We start from the raw sequence: 21,274 nt of genomic DNA on the forward strand, positions 1-21,274 counted from the left end.
GAGGAGTTCAATCGCGGTAGGCGGTCAGCAGATCCTCCGCCGACAGCGCCCGCACCCCGTCCACGTCGACCCCGGCGCGCGACACCGCGACCAGTTCCGTCCGCTCGTCCGCGCCGGGCAGCAGCGACCGATGCAGCAGCAGCCGCCCGAGGTCGTGACCGTCGAACGCACGCCGCTCCAGCCACTTGATCGAGCCCACGAAGGTCACCCGCCGGGCCACCGGCTCCCGGTCCGCGCCGACGAGGTCGATCTCGGGGTTGTTCGTCCGGGTCCAGAACCCGCCGACGGCCGATGTTCCCGCCGGCAACCGGTCGGCGGGCAGCCGGCGCAACGCCTCCCGGACGGCGGGTTCGATCGCCCGCCCCCGCCAGGTCGTCCAGGAGGTGGTGATCCGGGCCAGCGTCAGGTCGCCCCGCCCCCGTTCGATCTCGGGCAGGTAGGGCCCGAGGAAGGACAGCCAGAACCGCAGGTACGGTTCGGCGACGACGTACCGGGTCTCCCGCGACGGCTGGGTCGACAGCGGAACGAGTGCCTCGACGATCCGCTTGCCCGTGAGCAGCCGGAGCGCGCGGGTCAGGGAGGCCTGCGGAAGGTCACCCGACGCCCGGGCGATCAACGAGAAGGTCCGCTCACCGGAACCGATCGCCCGGAGCACCAGATTCGCCTGGGACTGGGGCGGAAACTCGGCGGCCAGGGCTCGTTCCGCGCTCACCAGCAACGCGGACGTCGGGTCGACGACCGCGTCGGCGAGGTACTCCGTCGGAGAGGCCCCGGCGGGCCATTCGTCCAGGATCAGCGGCAGGCCACCGGAGACGAGATAGGCGTCGAACGCCTCCGGCGCCGGCAGATCGAGCATCTCGGCGACGTCCGCCGGGTTCAGCGGTGGCACGACCATCTCGGTGGCCCGCTGGTGGAACGGCCGGCCGTAGTCGTTGAGCGCCTCCATCATCGCGAGGTCGGAGCCGACGCAGATCAGCAGGACCGGCCGCCGGGAAAGCTCCCGGTCGAACACCTTCTGCAACGTCCCCTCGAAGCCCGGGTCCGTCCCGATCAGGTAGGGCATCTCGTCCAGGACGACCACAGCGGGTCGGTCGGCGGGCAGAGCTGCGGCCAGGAGGGTGAGAGCGGCGTCCCAGGTGGCGGGTTGTTGCGCGGTGAACAGACCTGCGCCGGGCAGGGAAGAGGCTCGGGCGGCCTCGACGAACAGGGCCAGGTCTGCGGCGACAGTGGGTTGAGCCGAGGCGGTGAAGAACAGGTGAGGGACGCCGGCACGTTCGACGAACTCCTCCACCAAGCGCGACTTGCCGACCCGGCGACGCCCCCGCATCAGCAGTGCCCGGCCGGGCCGACCCGCGCGACCACCTCGGCTGACCCGTCCCAACATCCCGTCGAGCGCGGTGAGCTCCCGCTGCCTGCCGACGAATCCGTGCACCCCGCACCCCCAAGACCCTCATCTGTGAAACAACCAAGTTTGAGGGTATCAGGGGCGATACCAAGGCCATGACGGTCAGGTGGCGGCATCCGGGGCGGATGATCACGCGATGTCGTCGACATGGAGTCGATCAAGGGCGCGCGGCGGCGCCAGAGCGGGGCGCGGAGGGCGGGCCCCAGGCACGCGGCCGTGGGCAGCGGTTTCACCCCCGTAAAAGTTTCCCGGCGCTCTCCCGCTGTTCACGCCGACGCCGATAGCATCGCTGACCATGAATACAAGGAGCGTCACCCGCTCGCGATCCGGGCGGCTGATCACGGCGTTCGCACTGGCCGTCACGGTGCTGACACCCGTCGTGGCGAGCACCTCCGCGTCGGCAGCGACCACGCTGACCGTGGCACAGGCGCTGGCCGCTCAGGACGGCCGCACGGCCACCGTCACCGGGTACGTCGTCGGGCAGCCGACGGCCACGACCACGGTGATCACCTCCGGCTACACGGCGGACACGGCGATCGCCCTCGCCGACAGCGCCGCCGAGACCGGCACGGGCAGGATGCTCTACGTCCAGGTGACGGCCGCCTACCGCAGCGCCTTCGGGCTGCTGACCAACCCGGGGCTGCGCGGCCGGCAGGTCACCGCCACCGGGACGCTGACCGCGTACTTCAGCCACGGCGGGCTGAAGAACCCGACCGCGATGAGCCTCGGCGGCGCCACCCCGGGCCCGACGCCGACGCCCACCGCGTCGCCCAACCCGTCGCCCAGCCCCACCGGCGGCGGTGGCCCGTACGACTCGACGTACTACGCCAGCGCGATCGGCAAGACCGGCACCGCGCTGCGCAGCTCCCTGCACGCCATCATCAGGACGCAGACGAAGCTCAACTACGACCAGGTGTGGGAGGCGTTGAAGGACACCGACCAGGACCCGGCCAACGCCAACAACGTGCTGCTGCTCTACAGCGGCCGCTCGCAGAGCAAGACCAGCAACGGCGGCGACGCCAACGACTGGAACCGCGAGCACGTCTGGGCCAAGTCGCACGGCGACTTCGGCACCGCCACCGGCCCCGGCACCGACGTGCACCACCTGCGCCCCGAGGACGTCTCGGTCAACTCGACGCGCGGCAACAAGGACTTCGACGCCGGGGGCAGCGGGGTGTCCGAGTGCACCGGCTGCTACTCCGACGCCGACTCGTTCGAGCCGCGCAACGCGGTCAAGGGCGACGTCGCCCGGATGATCATGTATATGGCGATCCGGTACGAGGGCGACGACGGCTGGCCGAACCTGGAGATCAACAACTCGGTGTCCAACGGCACGTCCCCGTACCACGGGAAGCTGTCGGTGCTGCTCGCCTGGAACCTGGCCGACCCGCCGGACGCCTTCGAGAAGCGCCGCAACCAGGTCATCTACGATCGCTGGCAGGGCAACCGCAACCCGTTCGTCGACCACCCGGAGTGGGCCACCGCCATCTGGGGCTGACCCCGCCCGGGGCCACCCGGTTGTCGCGGATCACCCCGCCCGGTCGTGAGATGGCGGCCGGGGCGGGGTAGGACAACCGGGTGGCACGGCCCGGCCGCGCGACCTCCGCGCGCCCCGGGCCCCTGACGATGGGAGAGACGGCCGACATGGCGAACACGGTTCCCGACATCGCGCTCAACGACGGCAACACCATCCCCCAGCTCGGCTTCGGGGTCTACCAGATCGCGCCGGAGGACACCGCCGAGGCCGTCGGGCGGGCCCTGGAGATCGGCTACCGGCACATCGACACCGCCGAGATGTACGGCAACGAGGCCGAGGTGGGCCAGGCGGTGCGCGCCTCCGGCCTGGACCGGGACGAGGTCTTCGTCACCAGCAAGCTGAACAACGGCTTCCACCGCCCCGACGACGCCCGCCGCGCGTTCGACTCCACCCTCGCCGCGCTGAAGATGGACCACATCGACCTGTTCCTGATCCACTGGCCGCTGCCGACCCTCTACGACGGCGACTTCGTCTCCACCTGGAAGGTGCTGGAGGAGTTCCGGCGCGACGGCCGGGCCCGCTCGATCGGCGTGTCCAACTTCCAGGTGCCGCACCTGGAGCGGCTGGCCGCCGAGGCCGACGTGGTGCCGGCGGTCAACCAGATCGAGGTGCACCCCTACCTCGGCAACGAGGAGGTGCGGGCGTACGGCCACGCGCACAACATCCTCACCGAGGCGTGGTCGCCGATCGCCCAGGGCGCGGTGCTCGACGACCCGACCCTCGTCGACATCGCCGAGGAGGTCGGGCGCACCGTGCCCCAGGTGGTGCTGCGCTGGCACGTGCAGCGCGGCGACATCGTCTTCCCCAAGTCGGTCAACCCGAAGCGGATGGCGGAGAACTTCCAGATCTTCGACTTCGAGCTGGACGACGCGACGATGGAGCGGGTCACCGGCCTGGACCGGGGCGAGGCGGGCCGGCAGGGCCCGAACCCCGACACGTTCGACTACGTGCCCGCCTGAGCGGGCGAACCCGGCGGCGGGCTGCCACGGCAGGCCCGCCGCCGGCGCGTCCGGCCGGGGCCGTCAGCGGTCGAAGGTGTCGGGCAGGTGAATGCGGTCGGCGGGCACCCCGGCGGCGAGCAGCCGCAGCCGCGCTCCGGCCACCATCGGCGGCGGCCCGCACAGGTGCACCTCCTGGTCGCCGGCGTGGTGGCGCAGGGCGACGGTGAGCGCGTCGCCCTGCTCGGCGGGGCCGGCCGCCGGGTCGTGGGAGTACGCGGGCACCACCGTCAGCCACTCGTGGGCGGCCTCCAGCTCGGCGAGGGTGGCCCGGTCGTAGAGGTCGGCCGGGGTGCGCGCCCCGGCGACCAGGGTCACCCGCCGACCGTCCGGGGCGGCGGCGAGCTGCTCGACGAGGGCGCGCAGGGGTGCCAGTCCGGTGCCGCCGGCGACGAGCAGCAGGTCGTGCCAGGGGCTGGGGTCGAGCAGCAGGCTGATCCCGCACGGCGGGCCGAGCAGCAACGGCTCGCCGGGGCGTACCCCGTCGACGAGGGCGCCGGAGACGGTGCCGGCGGCGACGGCGCGCACGTGCAACTCCATCGTGCCGTCGGGGCGGGGCGCGTTCGCCGGGGAGTACCACCGCCAGGCGCCGGGACGGCTCGGGGCGCAGACCGGCACCGCCTGCCCCGGCCGGTACGGCAGCGGCCGGCGCGGGCGTACGGTGAGCACGGCCACGCCGTCGGCGGCCCGGTCGTGAGCGACCACCTCGGCCCGCCACCACGCCGGCCCGTCGCCGACTCGGGCGGCGGCCCGGCGCACGGCGGTGACCGCCCGACGCAGCCCGCGTTCCCAGCCGGTGGCGAGGGCAGCCGTCCAGTGTGCCCGGTTCTCCCGGGCGACGGCGGCGAGCAGGGCGTCGCCGAGCAGGTCGGCGTGCTGCGGCAGCAGGCCGACGCCGCGGTGGGCCCGGGCCAGGACCGCCAGCGCGGCGGCCCGCCCGGCCGTGTCGTCGACGCCGCCGGCAAGCCGGCCCAGCGCGGCGAAGACCACGGTGTGGTCCCGCTCGGGCAGCAGGCCGGGCAGGCGGTCACTCACGGTGTCCAGGAAGTTGGCGGCGGCCCGGTCGACGGCGGCGGCGGTCGCCGCCCAGGACGGCCCGAGGTCGGCGCTCACCGCCCGGATCGTCTCCGCCACCCTGACTGTCGGCCCCGCTCGCAGCTCGGTCGTCTTCACGGCGATGGGTACGGACGGTGACCATCGATGGTTCACCCCATTGACCGAGGGTGATCAGTCGATCACCCCTGCGGCGGTCGGCGCTCCCGCCACTCCCGGGCCAGGATCGCGAAGACGAGCCGGTCGGCCCACTCCCCGCGGAACAGGTAGCTCTCGACGTGGCGCGCCTCCTGGCGCATGCCGAGCCGCGCCATCAGCCGGGCCGACGCCTCGTTGCGGGCGTGGCACCGCGCGTAGGCCCGGTGCAGCCCGAACTCGCCGAACCCCCAGTCCAGCAGGGCCGTAGCGGCCTCCGTGGCCAGCCCGCGCCCGTGGTGGTCGGGGTGCAGGACGTACCCGAGTTCGGCGGTGCGGTCGGCCGCGCTGCGCCAGACCAGCTCGACGGTCCCGACCACCCGCGCGTCGGCGACCACGGCGAGGGCCAGGCAGTCGCCCTCGGCGCGCAGCGCGTCCTCGCCCGCCATGGCGGTCACCGAGGCGAGCGCCTGCGCGCGGGTGCGTGGCCGGGCGTCGAGCATCCAGCGGGTGACGTCGGGTCGGCCCTGGTAGGCGTGCACGTCGTCGAGGTCGTCCAGCGCGACCGGGCGCAGGGCCAGCCGGGCGGTGCGGATCGGAAAGGTCGGACGGAACATCGACCGATCGTAGGGGCGTGGGCGCGGCCCCGCCGCCCCTGGACGGTCGGACGGCCGCATCGGACCGGTCGGCCATATTCATCGACGGACATCGACCAATAGGCTACCGGTCATGCGTGCCCGTCGCGTCACCGCCGCAGCCGCCGTCGCCGGCCTGCTGAGCCTGCTCGCCGTCACCGCCGCCCGCGCCGACGACGGCCCGGCCCTCACCACGCCCGGCGCGCCGGTCGTCGTGGCCAACGAGCCGCACCAGCTCACCCTCACCTGGACGCCGTCGGCGTGGGTGGGCGAGCCGGGTGGCACCGAACCCATCACGTACGAGGTGCTGGTGCCGCTGGGCCCCAACACGTACCGGGGACTGGGCAGCACGCAGACGCCCTCGATCACGCTGACCGCCCTGCCGCCCGGCACCGAATACCAGGTGGCCATCCAGGCCCACACCCTGGGCGGATACTCCGACACGTCGGCGACCACCGACCTGCGCACCGCGTACGGCCGGGCGAAGGTCAGCTACCTCAACCTCGACTGGGCGCCCACGGACAACCAGGTCCAGTTCGTCGCGCAGGTCGTCAACACCGGCACGCAGCCGCTCGACCTGCGCACCGTGCGGGTGGACTACCACGTGCGCTTCGAGGGCGGCAACACGTCCCTCGTGACGGAGTGCGACTGGGCGGCGCTGGGCTGCGACAGGATCCAGCGGCAGCTGTTCTACTTCCCGCCGCCCGCGCCGCCGCCCCCGCCCCCGGGGAGCAGCCCCACGCCAGTCCCCACCGCGACGCGGTACCCGGTGCCGGGCACGCCCGTACCCGGATACGTCCGGCTCACCTTCACCGGCGGGACCCTCGCCCCCGGCGAGTCGAGCGGGCCGATCCAGCTCCGCTTCCACCGGCAGAACTGGACCGCCATCGACGAGCGGGACGACCCGAGCTGGCGGGCCGCCACCGGCACCTGGGCCGACAACAGCCGGATCACCGTCGACGTCGACGGTGTCCGCGAGTTCGGCGACCAGTACGCCGGCTGAGCCCGGCCGGAGCCACTTTTAAGTACGTTGGCAGCTCGCTGCGAGTATCCCCCTGATTCGCCCCGCCCTGAGGTAGCTTCTACTCCGCGCGCGACACCCTTCTTGGACGACGCATCCCGATCGTCCACATTCACTTTCACTCGTGAAGGGCCCGACGGCGGACATGGGCGAACCCCTCGAACCTTACGTACCCGACCCCACGCTCAGGGCGGCGCTGGAGGACTTCGGGCAGCAGTGCGACCGGGAGATCAGCGTCCCGCCGCAGACCCGCCTCGACCGGGGCTACGGCGGCGGCACACTCTTCGTCGCGCGGCTCACCGAGCCGGCGCCGCCGGGCCGGGAGCCCAGCCGGAAGGTCTTCGTCAAGGTCCTGCCGGCCCGCTCGCGGCACCGGGAGGTGCGCGGCCAGCAGTGGTCACGGGCCACCGCGCGCGCCACCGTGGGCGACTTCGCCCGGCAGCACCTGGCCGAGCAGATCTTCCCGCCGATCGACCTGCGCGACGGCCGCCGGCTGATGTTCCAGGAGCCGACCAGCGACTTCCAGGAGCCGACCGACGACGAGGCCCGGGTGCGGGGCCTGGACGAGCTGGACGGCGACGACCTGCTCGCTGCCTTCCGGGCCGTGCTGGAGGCGGTGCTGCACGAGTGGAACAAGGTCGCACCGACCGCCGGCCCGCCGACGCGCCAGACGACGCTCGGCCCGTACCTCGAACGGGAACTGCGGGCGGCCGGCGCGTGGGAGAAGATCCATCACGCATTGAGCATCTTCGGGTTCCACGGCGGCGCCGAGTCGCTGCTCATCGACTCGCGGCCCCTGCCGAACCCGCTGCGGCCCGTTGACCCCGCGTCGCCGCACCACCGCCAGCCGGTCGACTTCCATGCCGGCTTCGCCCACGGCGACCTGCACGGCGGCAACGTGCTCGTGCCCTGCGGGGCCGACGGCCGGTCGTACCCCGAGCGGTTCTCGCTGGTCGGGGTGAGTGCCGTCGACGCGGACGCCCCGCTGACCCGCGACGTCGCCGCCCTGCTGCTGGCCACCGTGCTCCGGTACGTCCCTGGACTCACCCGCGACGAGTCCGAGGCGCTGATCGACTACCTCGTCCACCCGCAGCGGGGGCGACCGGGCGCGCTGCCCGGACCCGTCGCGGAACTCGTCCGGATCGCCGACGAGGTGGGGACCGCCTACGCGGGGCCCGGTGACACGGCCACGTGGCGCAGGCAGGCCCGGGTCTCCCTGATCGCCCAGGCCCTGACCTGCACCACCTTCGAGGACCTGCGGCCCGACCGGGGCCTGTGGTGTCTGCGGCTCGCGGCGCGGGCCATGCAGGCCCACCTCGACGAGAACCCCGTCGGGTACGCGGCCTCGGCCGCCCCCGCCACCGCCGTGGGCAGGTGGCCGGTGAGCCCGCCGAACGCCGGTGCTCCCGCCGTCCCGGCGGCCCGGACGAGGTCACCGGGAGCGTCACCGCGCCAGGTGCTCCTCTGGTGCCTGCTCGCGGCAGCGCTGCTCGCCCTGGCCGGCATGGCGCTGTGGGCAACCGCGGCCCTCGGTGTGCCCTGACCCCGCCCAGATGCAAGGAAGGGCACCTTGTTAACGCATTCGGTAGAGGAAGGGCCCCTTCTTAACTGCCCGGGTGGCGGTGGGATGGCGCGCTCTCTGGGCGTCTGCGTGTGGCGCTCCGCAGGCCCTGATGGGTGGCGGCACGCCGTTCTTCACGGCCCTGGACAACTGGGTGAACCTGACCCTGGTGGAGACCCGGACGGTCTCCGACGGCGTGCTCCTGGCCAGGTACGAGATAAGGCGCTGAGCGCCCCGTACTCTCGGATCGTCCCATCGAAGCCCGCCGGGTCGGGCTAGGCAGAGCCGTGCAGGTGGTCGAGGATCGCCTGGTTGGCCTGCCAGCCGTCGGGGAACTTCACCGGCACGTCGAGGTGCACCGGCTCGGTCGACGGGTGCGCGTCCAGCAGCTCCGCGATGCCCGCCCGCGCCACCACCACGCACGCGTGCCGGTGCCGGGACGTCAGCACGCACAGCCGCCCCGACTCCAGGTGGAAGGCGGTCGCGTCCCGCCGGCCCGACAACGGGTGCAGCACGATCGTCACGTCGTACTCGCGACCCTGGAGCCGGTTGGCGGTGTCCACGGTGATGCCCGCCCCGGCCGCGCCCAGGTGTGCGCGGATGGCGGCGACCTGGTCGCGGTGCGCGGCCCCCACGGCGATCCGGTCGGCGGTGACCGGCGCGCCGGCCGGCGCGTGCTCGGAGACGGCGACCGCGCCGCGCGCCAGCACTCGCAGCGCCAGCGCGGCGCACGCGGCGGCGGCCTCGGAGTCGGTACGCGGGGTGTGCCGCTCCGGCAGCTCGTACAGCGCCCAGCCCGTCGACGCCGCCAGCTCCACCGCCGCGTCGACGGCGTCCCCCGGCCCGGCGTCGGTGAACGCGAGCACCCGGTCGTCGCGGCCGGTGCCCGCCCGGAACCCGGTGAACGGGTAGAACGCCGCAGCGACCACCGGCGCCGCCGACGCAGGCAGCCGCCACGACACCGGCAGCCGGTGCACCGGCAACTGCGGGTTGTGCCGCAGCAGCACCGCCACCGCGGACTGCATCGGGTCCCAGGTCAGGCCCGTCCAGCGCACGGTCTCGACCGTGGAGAACGGGTCGAGCTGCCCGGGATCCCCCACGAACAGGGCCCGCTCGAACCTGCCGGCCACGCGCAACAACGCATCAGACCGCATCTGGTACGCCTCGTCCACGATCGCCCACGGCCAGCAGCCCTCGGTGACCATGGCCCACTTGGCGGCCGTACCGATGACGACGGCCGGCTCGCCGAGGTCGGCGACCTTCGCCGCCACCTTGACCGTCGGGTGGTCCTTCACCCGGTCGGTCGGCTTGTATTCCGTGGCGGAGAGCCGGCCGATGCGCAGCCCGGGGGCCTTGCGGGCGAGCCGGTCGATGAGGTCGTCGACCTGCTCGTTGGTCTGCGCGACGATGATCAGCGGCTCCCCGGCGGCGGCCAGCTCGACGGCGGCGCGGACGACGAGGGTCGACTTGCCGGCACCGGGCGGCGAGTCGACGACGACGCCCCGGTGGTCACCGGTGCGCAGGTCGGCCAGCACCGCGTTGACGACCCGCTCCGCCTCGACGGACGGCGGCACCTCCAGCGCGACGGTCACTGCCCACCTCCCCCAGCGAATCCGCACTCTACCAGGCTGACCTTGACCGCTCCCGGCGTCACATAGCCCAACCCGAGGTCGCTGCGATCCAGGTTCGGCCCCGTGCACGCCCGGTCAACGCGGGGTCGGCGAGTGCGGACGCACGCCGCAACACCACGTCGAATTCCGGGGGAAGCTGGCTGTCCAAGCGATGCTTACGCCGCCACGAAGCCCACCGCGACTGCGCGAGCGCCGCATAGCCGTCAAGGGCCTTGCTCAGCGGCTCACGCACCACCTGCCGGTACTGGGCAACCTGCTGGATGGCCGTCACTAGTTCGTCACCGTCGATATCGTGGCGATTTGAGAGCAGGTAGACATCGGCGAAGTCACGCCAGCGGGTGTTCGCCAGGCCGCGCTGCAACGCCGTCACCAGCTTCTCCGAATACACCATGGCCAACGGGTAGCCCGTTAGGACGATCTCTCCGTCAAGGAGGCGCGGCAGTTTGATCGGTTGCGGCTCCGGCCAGATCGGGTCGCCAACGTTGACATCGACGTGGAAGGTCAGCCGCGCCGCGGAGAGGCTTCCGGTAAGACTGACCCGCACCCCGGCGTAGGTGTCGTCATCCCGGATCTTCTCGGCCGTCGCAGCCTCCGCATCGAGCACCAAGCCGTCGTCAAGTTCCACGGCTGCGACATGTCGAACGATGTCGAGCACCTGGCCACTGTCATTCGAGATCCATCGGCCCTGGAGGTCCACGTCCCGCGTGGGGCGCCGGGCGGAGTAGGAGGAATCCCTCTAACCCGTAGATCTGGTGCAGCTCGTCGGTCGGCCGGCCAGTACGGCGGGCAAGGTTCTGGAGGTCAAGGTAGACGCGGCCGGCGACAGTGGCCCGCGTCGGACGAACGGTCACAGCAGGATCTCCAGCGCCTCTCGGAGTGGTCGCTCCGCCCTGGGGAAGTTCCGGGCCATCCCCAACAGGCTTGACGGTGAAGCGTCCCGTCGTCTCAACCACCGCCTGAGCGCCGCGTAGACCAAGTCCGGCCCCTCTCTGTGCCGCAGCCGAACGGCGTCGATGATGCTGCGTTCGGGGCTGTACAGCCCAATGGACGTCTCAGCATCGAGCGGCAACTCCGTACGCCCGATCTGGAACGTGGCGGGATCGAACCAGTGCCAGGCAACCGGCGCGACGGTGACCGGTCGGTGCCGCGCGCGAGGCAACGCGACGTCGATGCGAGCGGGAATCTCGTCGGTCAGGCCGTGGCGAGCCAGGGCGGTGGTCAGGCAGAGCGTAGCCGCTGACGCACGGCGGGCAGTCTCGACGAGGTCAAGGTCCGTTGCCTCGGCGTCACGACGACGGTACAGGCCCCGCCCGAGGGACTCGATGAGTCCTTGATCGCGCAGCTGGTACAGCCGCCACTCAGTAACGCCGGCGGCTAGAGCCTCGGAGTAGCTGAAGGTGGCAGGGAGACGGGCAAGTGCCCTGCCCCCGGCCCCCGACTGATCCACTGAACCCACGGGGAAACTCTATACATGTCAGGGTGATCTGTAGCGGATTTCCCTGGCGCGCCACGCGGGACGCCCGCCCGAGGTCTACGGGAGATCACGCCCGGTCAGGCCACGCAGGAACGCCAGCCCTTCGACGGCGAGCGCGTCGGGGCCGGCGGCGAGGGGCCGCCACACGGACATCGGCACGGCCAGGGCCTCGGCGGTGAACGACTCGATGTTCACCTGGCCGGAGTAGCCGATGCCGGTCAGGGCGTCGAACATCCCCGGCCAGTCGAGGTGGTCGCCGCCGGGCGCTCCCCGGTCGTTGCCGCACACCTGGACGTGCGCGAGGTGGCCGCCCGCCAGTCGGATCGCGGCCGGCAGGTCGCGTTCCTCGATGTTCAGGTGGAAGGTGTCCAGCGCGAGGCCCAGCCCGGGGACGCCGTCCACCACCTCCAGCGCCTGCTCGACGGTGTTGAGCAGGCTCGTCTCGAACCGGTTGAGCGGTTCGAGGGCGATCGTCACGCCCTGCCCGGCGGCCTCGTCGGCGAGCGGCCGCAGCCGCGCCACGAGGCGGGCGGTGGCGGCCCGCCGGGCGTCCGCGTCGAGCAGCCACCGCCGGCCGGCCGGGGCGTAGAGCGGGCCCGCCACCACGACGGCGCCCACCCGGCCCGCGACCCGCACGCAGTGCCGCACGAACTCCGCCGTACGCCGCAGCACCTCCTCGTCGTCGGCGAGCAGGTCGTGCTCGGGCAGCAGGCCCGCGCAGACGGCGGGGGCCAGCTCCAACCCGGCGAGCAGGTCGGCCGCTGACGCGGGATCCCAGTCGCCGGGCGCCTGGACGGTCAGCTCGATGGCGTCGAAGCCCCACGCCCTGATCCGGGGGGCCAACCGGGCGAGCGCCCGGTCGGTCAGCGGGGCCGCCCACGCCCACGTGTTGATGCCGATCCGCATCCGCATCCTCTCGCCGCAAGATCAACAGACCCCGTCGACTGTAGAGGGCCGCCGGTCAGGCGGCGACGGCACGCCGCCCCTGGGCCGCGTCACCCGGCATCGGCAGCTCCTCCACGTGCTGCCACTCCAGGTCGCCGTTCCCCCGCAACGCCGCCCCACCCCAGCACACGCGGAGCAGGCCGGCCTCCGAGTTGCAGGCGTACCCGATCAGCAGCACCTTCGGCTCGACAGGGAGCCGCTCGACGGCCTCCCGCAGCTCCGACCGAGCATCGGCCTCCTGATCGGTGAACGGCATGAGCGGCAGGGTGTCCTGCTGGTAGCGCGGCTCCGGGCCGCACAGGGCGAGCAGGGCGCGGGCGAAGCGGCTGAGGGTGCGCTCCGGCCGGGTCCGCGCGATATCGGCGTCGCTCCTGGTGGAGTAGTGCCAGGTGGTCGCTGGTCATCTCGGACGCCTCCCGGGCATCCATGGCGCGCTCCACCGCCCGCTTGAGGGCCGCCGGGACGCGCTTGCGCAGCGCCACCGCCTGAGCGAACCCGAACGTCTCGATCGACCATCGCGACGGCCCGTCGGCAACACCCACACCGATCACCCCTCGTGTCCTGTCGCACACGTTCCGACATAGACGGTCTCACGAAGGTCGATGCCGGGCCAGGGGTCTCACCGCATCCCGGCCACCTCCTGACGGTGGGCCCGCAGCGCGGCGGCATCCGGGTGGTCCCCCGCGTGCGCCGGTGGGCGCAGCTTCTCGCCGTGCCAGCTCCCATAGTGTCCCGCCTCCGCCTTGACCCGGACACGGAACTGCTCGTCGACCCAGATCAGGCCCCGGTCGAAGAGGTTGTGCACGTCGGCCCGGAGCAGCAGACCGTTGGTCACCCGGTTCGTGGTCGGCCCGTCGTAGGGCGAGATGTGGGCGGCCTGGAGAGCAGCCTCGGTGTCGCAGCCGGTGATCGCGCAGCGCCCCCCGTACGCCTCGATGAGCCTGCGTCGGAAGTCGGCCTGCCCCTGGCGGGCGGTGACCTCCGCGAGCCGACGACGGCGCCCCGCCGGCAGCTCGTCGGGCTGGGGCGCCCTGATCGCCTTCAGCGCGTCCGCGAGCCGGTCGCGCTCGGTCGCGCTCATCGCCCGCACGCCCCGCGCCGACCCGGCCGGCACGACGGGCACGCCCCGCTCGCTGCCGAGGATTCGACGGGTCAGTTCGGCGTCCCACCGGACCGCCACCCGCCACTCCAGCCCGCCCTCCGCAGCCAGTCGATAGGGGTCGTCCCAGGCGACGCCCGCCGCGACGAGACGGGCGGACGGCTCGGCGGCGTACGCCCAGATCCGGTCGCCGGTGGCGATCTGGTGATAGCCGGCGGAGAGCTGCCAGTCGACCACCGCGTCGGTGGAAAAGCACTCCCAGACGTCGCGGCTCCTCCCTGAAGGGCTGTCACCCATGTCCACCGGATAGATCCAGTCGGTCGGTTCGCGCCGGCCCAGCACCGCGTCCGCGAGTGGCTGACAGTGCCCACGCGCGTGCAAGGTCCGGGATCGCAGCAGCGGCTCGGTGAGGGCGCGGGCGGCGAGGACGACCCGCTCGTCCCCGAGCGCCGCGATCAGATCCTCGACGTCACCGGCGAGGCACTCCTGGTCGGGCCCCGCATCGACGTAGTCCGACCGCCAGGTGGTGAGGGCAGGATGGGCCGCCCGGAAGCCTGCGGGCGTCCAGTGCCTGTCGAGCACCGACCTGCGGACGACCAGAAAGCCCTCGGCCCGGGCACCGACGCCCGGCTCGGTCGGTTCGTGCAGCACGAACGTCTCCATCGTCTTCATGGAGATCGCCGACAGCCGGCGCGGGTCCGTCCTGGTGCTGGGCAGGCAGGAGAGCGCCCAGCGGTCCCGCTCCGTGGAAGCCGCGTCCGGCACGACCGCGTCGAGGTAGGCGCGGTTGGCGGCCACCACGGAGCTGAAGTACGGGCCGTTCGCCAACCGCTCGAAGCGGCTCACGGGATCCGTGGACGCGCCCCGCTGCCCGGAGCCCAGCCGGTTGAACCGTGGCGCGACCACGGCGAGTAACGCATCCTTTAGCGCCTTCGGGTCGGCCGCTTCCCGCCACCTGATCTCGCACCTGCCGAGCCAGGCGGCGATCTCGTCGGTGCTCGCCTGCCGTCCGAACTCCTCGTCGAGCAGCTCACCAACCTGCTTGTGCAGCACCGACGAGCCGCGGTTGCCCCGCAGGTGGGCACGGAGCCGCTCCCGGAGGCTCCGCCCCGTCTCACCCACGTAGACGATGTCACCGTCGCAGGTGACGACGTGCGCTCCGGGCGCGAGCGGCACCTGGGCGACCGTCTCCCGGGTGAACGGCATCGGGTCGGTGAAGGCGGCGAGCAGACCGTCGAGAGTGGAGTCCGGCATCCCGCGAGGCTACGCCGTCTGCTGCGGCAGGATCCTTTTCAGGGCCGCCGGGTCGGGCAGGTGGAGGTGGTCCTCGGGCACCCCGGCGAGGGGCAGCCAGCAGCGGGCGATGTCGACCATGGCGGGCGGGCCGCAGACGTACACCTGCTGGTGCGGCCGGTGGTGGCGCAGGGCGAGGGCGAGCGCGTCGCCCTGCTCGGCCGGATCGGCGTGCGGGTCGTGGGAGAGGGCGGGCACGACGGTCAGCCAGTCGTGGGCGCGCTGAAGCCTGTCGAGGGCGATCGCGTCGTACAGCTCGGCGAAGGTGCGCGCGCCGACGACCAGCGTGACCCGGCGGCCGTCGGGGGCGGCGGCGACCTGCTCGACCAGGGCGCGCAGCGGGGCCAGCCCGGTGCCGCCGGCCACCAGCAGCAGGTCGCCGTCGCGCAGGCACAGGCCGGTGTCCCGGGGCGGGCCGAGGTGCAGCAGCTCGCCGGGGCGTACGTCATGGACTAGGCCGCCCGAGACGGCGCCGGCGGCCACGGCGCGGACGTGCAGCTCGACGGTGCCGTCGGGGCGGGGCGCGTTGGCCGGGGAATACCAGCGCCACCGCCCGGGGTGGCGTGGGGTCTGGACGGGGACGGCCTGGCCGGGGCGGTGCGGCAGCCGCGCCCAGGGGCGCAGGGTCAGGACGGCGATGCCGGGGCACGGCCGGTCGTGATCGATCACCCTGGCCGGCACGCCGTCACCGGCCCACACCTCGGCGGCGCTCATCGGGCCACCGCCCGACGCGCCTGGGCGATCCGCTCGCCGGGCAGGTCGGCCGCCCAGCACACCCCGGCCAGGTAGTCACCGATTCGCCGGCGCTGCGCCTCCGACAGGCCGAGCCCACCCCAGGCGTCCGCCGGCTCATCGGCGAGCGCGGCGGTCAGGCTCGCCGTCAGGTGCGCCGCGATCCGGTCCAGATCCACCCCGACGAGGTACGGGGACAGCTCCGCGTCCGCCACCACCAGCCGCAGCCACCGGCGGACGATCTCGGCCGGCGTCACGCCGTGACGCCCGTCGCCTGGTGGCCCTATGGGGAGGTCTGCTGCGGTGATGCCCATGGTGTCTGCGCCCCTGGATGTCGTGCCGGATGGAGTGGGCGCCGGGGCGGGCGGGGACGAGGTCGCGTCGTTGGGGTCGACACGCCCCGGAACCCAGCACCCGCCCCGGGCCATGCGGTCGACGATCGACGCTGGCCAGGGGTTCCACCATGTACTGATGATCGTGAACGTCATGCGCGCTGAGCATTTGGCCGATCACTCGCAGCCGCCGAGCGTGTGGACGTCCTCGATATGCGCGCTACGTATACCGAACCCCCACGGAGCGGGTTGACTGGATACGCTCGACTTCGGACTCAGCCGCCCGCGATTGGCGAGGTTCCCGGTGACACCTGCGAACTGTCCACGCTGCGGCGGGCGACTCGCCCGCGACAACGACAGCGGACGCTGCACGCCCTGCCAGGCCGCCGAGCGAGACCGGCTCAGCACGCCGCCGGTGGTGCCCGCTTCCTTCTGGGAGCACCAGCCGGTACGACAGGCGCTCGCCGAGCGGCACCTCGGGCGGGTGATCAGGGCGTACCGGTGCCATCCCTACCACGGGCGGCACCCGCTGCCGCAGACCGTGGTGGGGGGATGGATGGGGATCACCCAGGCGCAGTTGAGCCGGGTGGAGAACGGTCCACCGCTGGTGCACCTGGACCGACTGGCCCACTGGGCAGGGGTATTCGGCATCCCTACGGCCTACCTGTGGTTCAGCCCGCCAGGCCGGAGCCACATGACGGGTGTTGCCGCCGAACGCGAGCCACAACCTCCGGGGCCGGACGAGGGCCGGCGAGCGCTGTTGGCTGGCATCGCCGCCGTAGCGGCGGGCGCAGGGCTGATCGGCAACACGATCAACGTGCAGCCCCGACGCATCGGTGCTGCGGATGTCGCGCGCCTGAATGCCGTGCTGACGCTCTATCGATCGGTGGATCGCGAATGCGGGGGCAGCCTGCTATATCAGGAGGTGGCCCGCTTCGCCGAGTCGGTATACCGGATGCTCGACTGGACGCACCCGGCTGGGCTCACCCCACGGCTGGTGGCAGCGGTCGCGGCAGCCCGCCAGTTGGCCGGCTGGACGGCTTTCGACGCGGGTAGGCACGATGACGCCCAACGGCACTTCGTCGCTGGTGAACGGGCCGCCGTCACCGCTGGAGATGCGCCATTGGCTGCGATGATCCGCTATGCGCAGGCCAAGCAGCTTCAGCACCTGCGACACAACCGGGACGCCCTCGCGACGCTTCAGCTCGCGCACGCCCAACTCGGATCGCAGGCCACCCCGGCGGTCAAGGCCCTCTTCTGGGGCGCGGAGGCCGCCTCCGTTGCCGCGCTTGGCGATCATCAAACTGCGGTGACCACGCTGGGCAAGGCCGATGATCAGTTCGATCGCATCAGCCACGAACGTGAGCCTGAGTGGATGGGCTTCTACGACCGAGGTGAGCTGCTCGCCCAGTACGGCCGCGTCTACCGGGACAGGGCACGGCAGGACAGCAGACACGCGCGCGAGGCGGTGCGTTGGACCGAAGAAGCCGTCGCGTCGTTCGACTTGGCCAACGTGCGCAGCACGATGCTGAACGAGGTCGGGTTGTGCAGCGCGCTGTTCCTCGCAGACGAGCCAGAACGAGCCCTCGCCGTGGGTGCCCAGGTGCTGGAGCAGATACGTGGGATCAGCTCCCGGCGGGTGACCGATCGTGTCGTCAACCTGCGTCGAGATCTGTCGCGGCATCGGGAGCTTCCGGAGGTGGCCGCCTTCGAGCGAGCGCTCACCGCCCGCGCTTTGGCCGCTGCATGAGCGGGCGGTTCTCGGAGCAGGTGATGACGGAGGCGATGCGAGATGTCGCGGGCATCCTGGGCGTCCCCTGCGGGGACGCACAGTTGCTGCGGTTGACCAACAACGCTGTCTTCGCCCTGCCGAGTTCGGGCGTCGTTATCCGGATCGCCCGTACGCACCGGCTCCGCGACCGAGTGGCGAAGGTCGTCCAGCTTGCACGCTGGTTCGCCGACATCGACGCGCCGACCATCCGCCTGGCACCGGGCGTCCAGCAGCCGGTCGAGGTCGGCGAACTGGTCGCTTCGGTGTGGGAGTACGTCCCACCAGGATCGCCCGCCCCGACGGTGGAAAACCTCGGCCTTGTGCTGCGGGAGCTCCATTCGCTCGGCGTGCCACCGTTTCCGCTTCCTGCCTGGGACCCGGTAGATGACGCGCGCAGACGACTGGCCGACGCCGACGGCCTTCGCGGGAGTGACCGTGACTTCCTGGTGCGGTGGTGCGACCGCCTGGAGCCACAGATAGCCGCCCTGAACCAGCGCGCGGAACGGAGTCTCATCCACGGGGACGCTCATGTCGGCAACCTGCTCCGACAGCAATCGGGCCGGGCTGTGATGTGTGACTTCGACGCCACCTGCGTTGGCCCTTGGCAGGTTGACCTGGCGGCGGTCGCGGTGGGCGAGAAGCGGTTCGCACGCGCGGGGGCACACGAGGCGTTGGCCGCCGCCTACGGCTGCGACGTGACCTCCGACCCCTCGTGGCGGCTGCTACGGGAGGCACGCGAGTTGAAGATGATCGTCGCCGCTGTGCCTCTTCTTGCCGCATCCGAGGAGGTCACCGCCGAGTTCGACCGGCGTCTCCGTTCTGTCCGCGAGGACGATCATGGGACGCGCTGGACGCCGTTCGCTGATCTGACCACGCCGACCAAGAATGCGGCACGACGACGACTGACGTACGGCTAGCGACCAACGGCGGCTTCCTCCGATCCGGCGACGCGCCCGCAGGACGCGGGGGGGGTATCCGCCGCAGGCGCGGGCCGCCTGTATCCGGTCTTCGAGCAGCTCTTTGAATCGCAGTGGCAGCGGGGGCGGCAATTATGAGCGGATACCGGCACCTGCTTCCGGTAGCGGAGGCGGCGGTAGCTCGGGCGGCCGAGATGATGCGGCACCGCTCCCCCGGCCCGTTCACCGCCAAGGGTGAACGGGACTTCGCGACGCAGCTCGACTACGAGATCGAGCGGGAGGTCCGCGCCTTCCTCCAGGCCGCCACTCCTGAGATCGGCTTCCTCGGCGAGGAGGACGGGGTCCACGCCACCGGCGAGATGCAGTGGGTCCTCGACCCGATCGACGGGACGGCGAACTTCGTGCGTGGGATTCCGTTGTGCGCGGTGTCGCTGGGGCTGCTGCATGGGGACGACGCGGTCCTCGGTGTCGTCGAGGTGCCATTCCTGGGAAACCGGTACGCCGCCGCCCGCGGCAGCGGCGCGACAGTCGACGGGAAGCCCATCCGGGTGAGCGACACCAGCAGGCTGAGCGACGCGGTCGTAGCGATCGGCGACTACGCCGTCGGGCCGGACGCCGCAGTCAAGAACCGGTCCCGGCTCGCCCTGACGGCCCGGCTGGCCGAGGTGGTGCAGCGAGTGCGGATGACCGGGACAGCGGCGCTGGACCTGGCGTGGCTGGCGGAGGGCCGAATCGACGCGGCGCTGACCCTGTCCAACCACCCGTGGGACATGACTGGCGGAACGGCTATCGCCCGGGAGGCAGGTGCGGTTCTGCTCGACCGCGACGGAAGCAACCACTGCGCTCGGTCGGCCATGACCCTCGGCATCGCGCCCGGCCTGACTGATCAGGTGCTGACGCTGGTGGGAGCGGCCCTGAGTGAGGACTGATCAGCGACGCTATCGGTCGGCACAGCATTCGCGCTCGAACGGCGGCATGTGCGGACGTTGATCAGCGTGACACACGACGTTTGACAGCGCGTCGCGTCTCGGTACTTCAGACCGGTGCGGACGGGCCGAGAGAGTGGACGTTGGCCGGCCTTGCTGCGGTGCGGTCCGCCGCTCAGGGATGTGGGGTAGCAGGCTGGCCGGTGCTACGGACGATGTCACGGTAGACGGCGAGAGCGGGTTTGGGCCGGTAGGTGTCGGTGACGATGCCCAGTGTCCCGGTGGGTTCAGTGGAACTGCTGTCGGCGTCCCTGAGGCTGAACAGTTCGTACTGGGTGATGTTCAGATACTCCTGTTCGGCGAGGATGACACCAAGCATGTCCGACAGTGAGTCGCGCTGTGCCTGCTCGGTGCGGGGTGACCCGCTCGGGGTGCCGTTCTCGACGATGTGGATGGGGGTGCTGGGCGGGATGTGCGCGCGTGGCAGCGACCTGCCCCGCAAGTGGTGCAGGGCGTGGGTGGTGAGGGATGCGGTGTCTCCCGGGTTGCCCCGCGGCGCGACGGGTGAGAAGGCATCGGGGTACAGGCCCAGGCCAACGTAGTCGACGTGGGCCGCGAAGTCCCGGTATGGGACCGAGGACAGGTATGACCAGAACTGGTCGTCGCCACCCAGCCATTCCGGTGGTTCGGCGACGGAGAAGCCGATCTGTACGTGCTGGAGACCCCGCCGGTCCAGTGCAGCGCGGGCGTGCGGGACGCCGAGGGTCAGGGCTTCGCGCACGCCGGGCGCGCTTCCGTCGATCAGCGGGATGGGGAAGTTCGGCTCAAGCGTCACCTGGAGGTACCGCGTCAGGTGACCGTAGCGGTCGATGACAGTGTCGAGGAAGGCCAGCCATCCGGCGAGGTCGGCGGTCTGGGGGATGTAGCTGAGCACGAGGTCCAGTTCGCGGTTTCCCTCGACGTACCATCCGTCGGGCATCGTGAGGTGCGCAAGTTCGTGTTCGGCTCCGAGTGTGGTGACCACGTCCGGCGGTGTCGCGTCGCCGAAAAAGTGCACGTACTCACGGACGACGAAGGGGTGACCGCCCGCGATGTCGTCGACGAGGTGGCGGATCGCGGCGACGTCGGGTGGGTGGGAGGAGACCGTGCCGGCTCGCCCGCCCGGATAGATACCGAACTTCACGCTTCTGCACTCCGGTGTTCGTCGGTTGGCTGGGCCGGCCAGCTGATCTCGTTTGACCGGATCCGCCCTACCAGGTTCCTGATCCAGGCGGCTTCGGCGGCGACGATGGTGCGCCAGTAGGCGACTTCGAGCATGTGCACTTCGGGTACGTCACCGTCGGACAGCCCCGAAAGGGCAGCCAGTTCTCGGTCGAGCCGGTCGGCGCGACCATCCAGGATGGACGCCGCCTGGTCAATCGGGAGTACCCCGACGTAGGCGACCGCCATGACGAAGTCCAGGGACGCGGCTACGGTGTCGCGCACCCCAGCCTCGACCTTGTGGCGGAAGTCAGCGAGGCCCGCAGCGGTCAACTCGTAAGCCCTCCGTGGTGGCCGGTTGCCCACTCGCTCGGGGAGCCGGGAGGTGATCAGGCCTGCCTTCTCCAGCGCCTTCAGCAGGGACGTGACCGTGCTGCGGGTGACCGAGAGATGCCCGTACCGCTCACGCAGGCGTGTCGTGATGTCGTAGCCATGCGCCGGCTGCTCGACGAGGAGCCCGAGCATCGGCAACACCAGGCTGTTCTGTGTCGCGTTCAAAGGCACCTGGACAACCTATAGGCGTATACGCCTAATCGCAAGGTTGAGCCG

Annotated in this window: 19 protein-coding genes and 1 pseudogene; 7 read left to right on the top strand and 13 right to left on the bottom strand. The window is 71.8% G+C overall.

Annotated features, from left to right (window positions below; translation table 11 throughout):
- Positions 1 to 7: 7 nt before the first annotated feature.
- On the bottom strand, positions 8 to 1,432 hold the full coding sequence (locus LPA42_RS08170; protein ID WP_144082566.1) for a DUF234 domain-containing protein: 1,425 nt from the start codon (positions 1,430 to 1,432) through the stop codon (positions 8 to 10).
- A gap of 268 nt (positions 1,433 to 1,700) precedes the next feature.
- Between LPA42_RS08170 and LPA42_RS08175 the strand changes: the two genes are divergently transcribed.
- Both LPA42_RS08175 and LPA42_RS08180 read left to right on the top strand, forming a co-directional pair.
- Positions 1,701 to 2,903 carry an endonuclease gene (locus tag LPA42_RS08175; RefSeq protein WP_077936464.1) on the top strand — a complete coding sequence of 401 codons (1,203 nt, stop codon included), beginning with the start codon at positions 1,701 to 1,703 and terminating at the stop codon, positions 2,901 to 2,903.
- Between the two features lie 146 nt (positions 2,904 to 3,049).
- Positions 3,050 to 3,901, top strand: a complete 852-nt coding sequence (locus LPA42_RS08180; RefSeq protein WP_077936463.1) for an aldo/keto reductase — start codon at positions 3,050 to 3,052, stop codon at positions 3,899 to 3,901.
- Positions 3,902 to 3,964: 63 nt separating this feature from the next.
- On the opposite strand, the gene LPA42_RS08185 is transcribed toward LPA42_RS08180, so the two are convergent.
- Complete coding sequence (locus LPA42_RS08185) at positions 3,965 to 5,053, bottom strand: FAD-binding oxidoreductase (RefSeq protein ID WP_077936480.1); 1,089 nt, start codon at positions 5,051 to 5,053, stop codon at positions 3,965 to 3,967.
- 122 nt (positions 5,054 to 5,175) lie between these two features.
- Positions 5,176 to 5,745, bottom strand: a complete 570-nt coding sequence (locus LPA42_RS08190; protein WP_077936462.1) for a GNAT family N-acetyltransferase — start codon at positions 5,743 to 5,745, stop codon at positions 5,176 to 5,178.
- A 112-nt stretch (positions 5,746 to 5,857) separates the two neighbouring features.
- Between LPA42_RS08190 and LPA42_RS08195 the strand changes: the two genes are divergently transcribed.
- Complete coding sequence (locus LPA42_RS08195; protein WP_228986455.1) at positions 5,858 to 6,766, top strand: fibronectin type III domain-containing protein; 909 nt, start codon at positions 5,858 to 5,860, stop codon at positions 6,764 to 6,766.
- A gap of 142 nt (positions 6,767 to 6,908) precedes the next feature.
- On the top strand, positions 6,909 to 8,327 hold the full coding sequence (locus LPA42_RS08200; protein ID WP_077936460.1) for a hypothetical protein: 1,419 nt from the start codon (positions 6,909 to 6,911) through the stop codon (positions 8,325 to 8,327).
- A gap of 293 nt (positions 8,328 to 8,620) precedes the next feature.
- Here the strand turns inward: LPA42_RS08200 and LPA42_RS08205 are convergent, their stop codons facing one another.
- From LPA42_RS08205 to LPA42_RS08240, 8 genes and pseudogenes are all read right to left on the bottom strand, one after another.
- Positions 8,621 to 9,937: an AAA family ATPase gene (locus LPA42_RS08205; RefSeq protein ID WP_228986456.1), complete on the bottom strand. Its 1,317-nt coding sequence runs from the start codon at positions 9,935 to 9,937 to the stop codon at positions 8,621 to 8,623.
- A 58-nt stretch (positions 9,938 to 9,995) separates the two neighbouring features.
- Positions 9,996 to 10,682 (bottom strand): annotated as a pseudogene (locus LPA42_RS08210) (nucleotidyl transferase AbiEii/AbiGii toxin family protein); the annotation flags it as partial.
- Positions 10,683 to 10,823: 141 nt separating this feature from the next.
- Positions 10,824 to 11,432, bottom strand: coding sequence for a hypothetical protein (locus LPA42_RS08215; protein ID WP_228986457.1), 609 nt, complete (start codon positions 11,430 to 11,432; stop codon positions 10,824 to 10,826).
- A 75-nt stretch (positions 11,433 to 11,507) separates the two neighbouring features.
- Positions 11,508 to 12,356, bottom strand: a complete 849-nt coding sequence (locus LPA42_RS08220) for a sugar phosphate isomerase/epimerase (RefSeq protein WP_077936457.1) — start codon at positions 12,354 to 12,356, stop codon at positions 11,508 to 11,510.
- A gap of 55 nt (positions 12,357 to 12,411) precedes the next feature.
- Positions 12,412 to 12,651 (bottom strand): hypothetical protein, encoded by a 240-nt coding sequence (locus LPA42_RS08225; RefSeq protein WP_077936456.1) that lies wholly within the window; start codon positions 12,649 to 12,651, stop codon positions 12,412 to 12,414.
- Positions 12,652 to 13,014: 363 nt separating this feature from the next.
- Positions 13,015 to 14,748: an HNH endonuclease gene (locus LPA42_RS08230; protein ID WP_077936455.1), complete on the bottom strand. Its 1,734-nt coding sequence runs from the start codon at positions 14,746 to 14,748 to the stop codon at positions 13,015 to 13,017.
- A 9-nt stretch (positions 14,749 to 14,757) separates the two neighbouring features.
- Entirely contained in the window at positions 14,758 to 15,501 is a 744-nt protein-coding gene (locus LPA42_RS08235) for an FAD-binding oxidoreductase (protein ID WP_077936454.1), read from the bottom strand.
- Positions 15,498 to 15,776, bottom strand: coding sequence for a hypothetical protein (locus tag LPA42_RS08240; RefSeq protein ID WP_077936453.1), 279 nt, complete (start codon positions 15,774 to 15,776; stop codon positions 15,498 to 15,500). Before LPA42_RS08240 ends, LPA42_RS08235 begins: the two co-directional genes overlap by 4 nt.
- Positions 15,777 to 16,155: 379 nt before the next feature.
- Between LPA42_RS08240 and LPA42_RS08245 the strand changes: the two genes are divergently transcribed.
- From LPA42_RS08245 to LPA42_RS08255, 3 genes are all read left to right on the top strand, one after another.
- Positions 16,156 to 17,601 carry a helix-turn-helix domain-containing protein gene (locus LPA42_RS08245; RefSeq protein WP_077936451.1) on the top strand — a complete coding sequence of 482 codons (1,446 nt, stop codon included), beginning with the start codon at positions 16,156 to 16,158 and terminating at the stop codon, positions 17,599 to 17,601.
- Entirely contained in the window at positions 17,598 to 18,539 is a 942-nt protein-coding gene (locus tag LPA42_RS08250) for an aminoglycoside phosphotransferase family protein (protein ID WP_077936450.1), read from the top strand. Before LPA42_RS08245 ends, LPA42_RS08250 begins: the two co-directional genes overlap by 4 nt.
- 134 nt (positions 18,540 to 18,673) lie before the next feature.
- Entirely contained in the window at positions 18,674 to 19,468 is a 795-nt protein-coding gene (locus tag LPA42_RS08255; RefSeq protein ID WP_077936449.1) for an inositol monophosphatase family protein, read from the top strand.
- Positions 19,469 to 19,640: 172 nt separating this feature from the next.
- Here the strand turns inward: LPA42_RS08255 and LPA42_RS08260 are convergent, their stop codons facing one another.
- Together LPA42_RS08260 and LPA42_RS08265 are read right to left on the bottom strand one after the other, a co-directional pair.
- Positions 19,641 to 20,648 (bottom strand): hypothetical protein, encoded by a 1,008-nt coding sequence (locus LPA42_RS08260; RefSeq protein WP_077936448.1) that lies wholly within the window; start codon positions 20,646 to 20,648, stop codon positions 19,641 to 19,643.
- Positions 20,645 to 21,229, bottom strand: a complete 585-nt coding sequence (locus LPA42_RS08265) for a PadR family transcriptional regulator (protein ID WP_077936447.1) — start codon at positions 21,227 to 21,229, stop codon at positions 20,645 to 20,647. The genes LPA42_RS08260 and LPA42_RS08265 overlap by 4 nt, the downstream gene beginning before the upstream one ends.
- Positions 21,230 to 21,274 lie beyond the last annotated feature (45 nt).

This window comes from Micromonospora sp. DH13, from assembly GCF_020873825.1.
GTDB lineage: Bacteria > Actinomycetota > Actinomycetes > Mycobacteriales > Micromonosporaceae > Micromonospora > Micromonospora haikouensis.

Excerpts from the sequence above, each read along its gene's own strand:
- LPA42_RS08175 (WP_077936464.1), top strand. The coding sequence starts at position 1,701 with ATGAATACAAGGAGCGTCACCCGCTCGCGATCCGGGCGGCTGATCACG.
- LPA42_RS08180 (WP_077936463.1), top strand. The coding sequence starts at position 3,050 with ATGGCGAACACGGTTCCCGACATCGCGCTCAACGACGGCAACACCATC.
- LPA42_RS08190 (WP_077936462.1), bottom strand. The coding sequence starts at position 5,745 with ATGTTCCGTCCGACCTTTCCGATCCGCACCGCCCGGCTGGCCCTGCGC.
- LPA42_RS08195 (WP_228986455.1), top strand. The coding sequence starts at position 5,858 with ATGCGTGCCCGTCGCGTCACCGCCGCAGCCGCCGTCGCCGGCCTGCTG.
- LPA42_RS08220 (WP_077936457.1), bottom strand. The coding sequence starts at position 12,356 with ATGCGGATCGGCATCAACACGTGGGCGTGGGCGGCCCCGCTGACCGAC.
- LPA42_RS08225 (WP_077936456.1), bottom strand. The coding sequence starts at position 12,651 with ATGCCGTTCACCGATCAGGAGGCCGATGCTCGGTCGGAGCTGCGGGAG.
- LPA42_RS08230 (WP_077936455.1), bottom strand. The coding sequence starts at position 14,748 with ATGCCGGACTCCACTCTCGACGGTCTGCTCGCCGCCTTCACCGACCCG.
- LPA42_RS08235 (WP_077936454.1), bottom strand. The coding sequence starts at position 15,501 with ATGAGCGCCGCCGAGGTGTGGGCCGGTGACGGCGTGCCGGCCAGGGTG.
- LPA42_RS08250 (WP_077936450.1), top strand. The coding sequence starts at position 17,598 with ATGAGCGGGCGGTTCTCGGAGCAGGTGATGACGGAGGCGATGCGAGAT.
- LPA42_RS08255 (WP_077936449.1), top strand. The coding sequence starts at position 18,674 with ATGAGCGGATACCGGCACCTGCTTCCGGTAGCGGAGGCGGCGGTAGCT.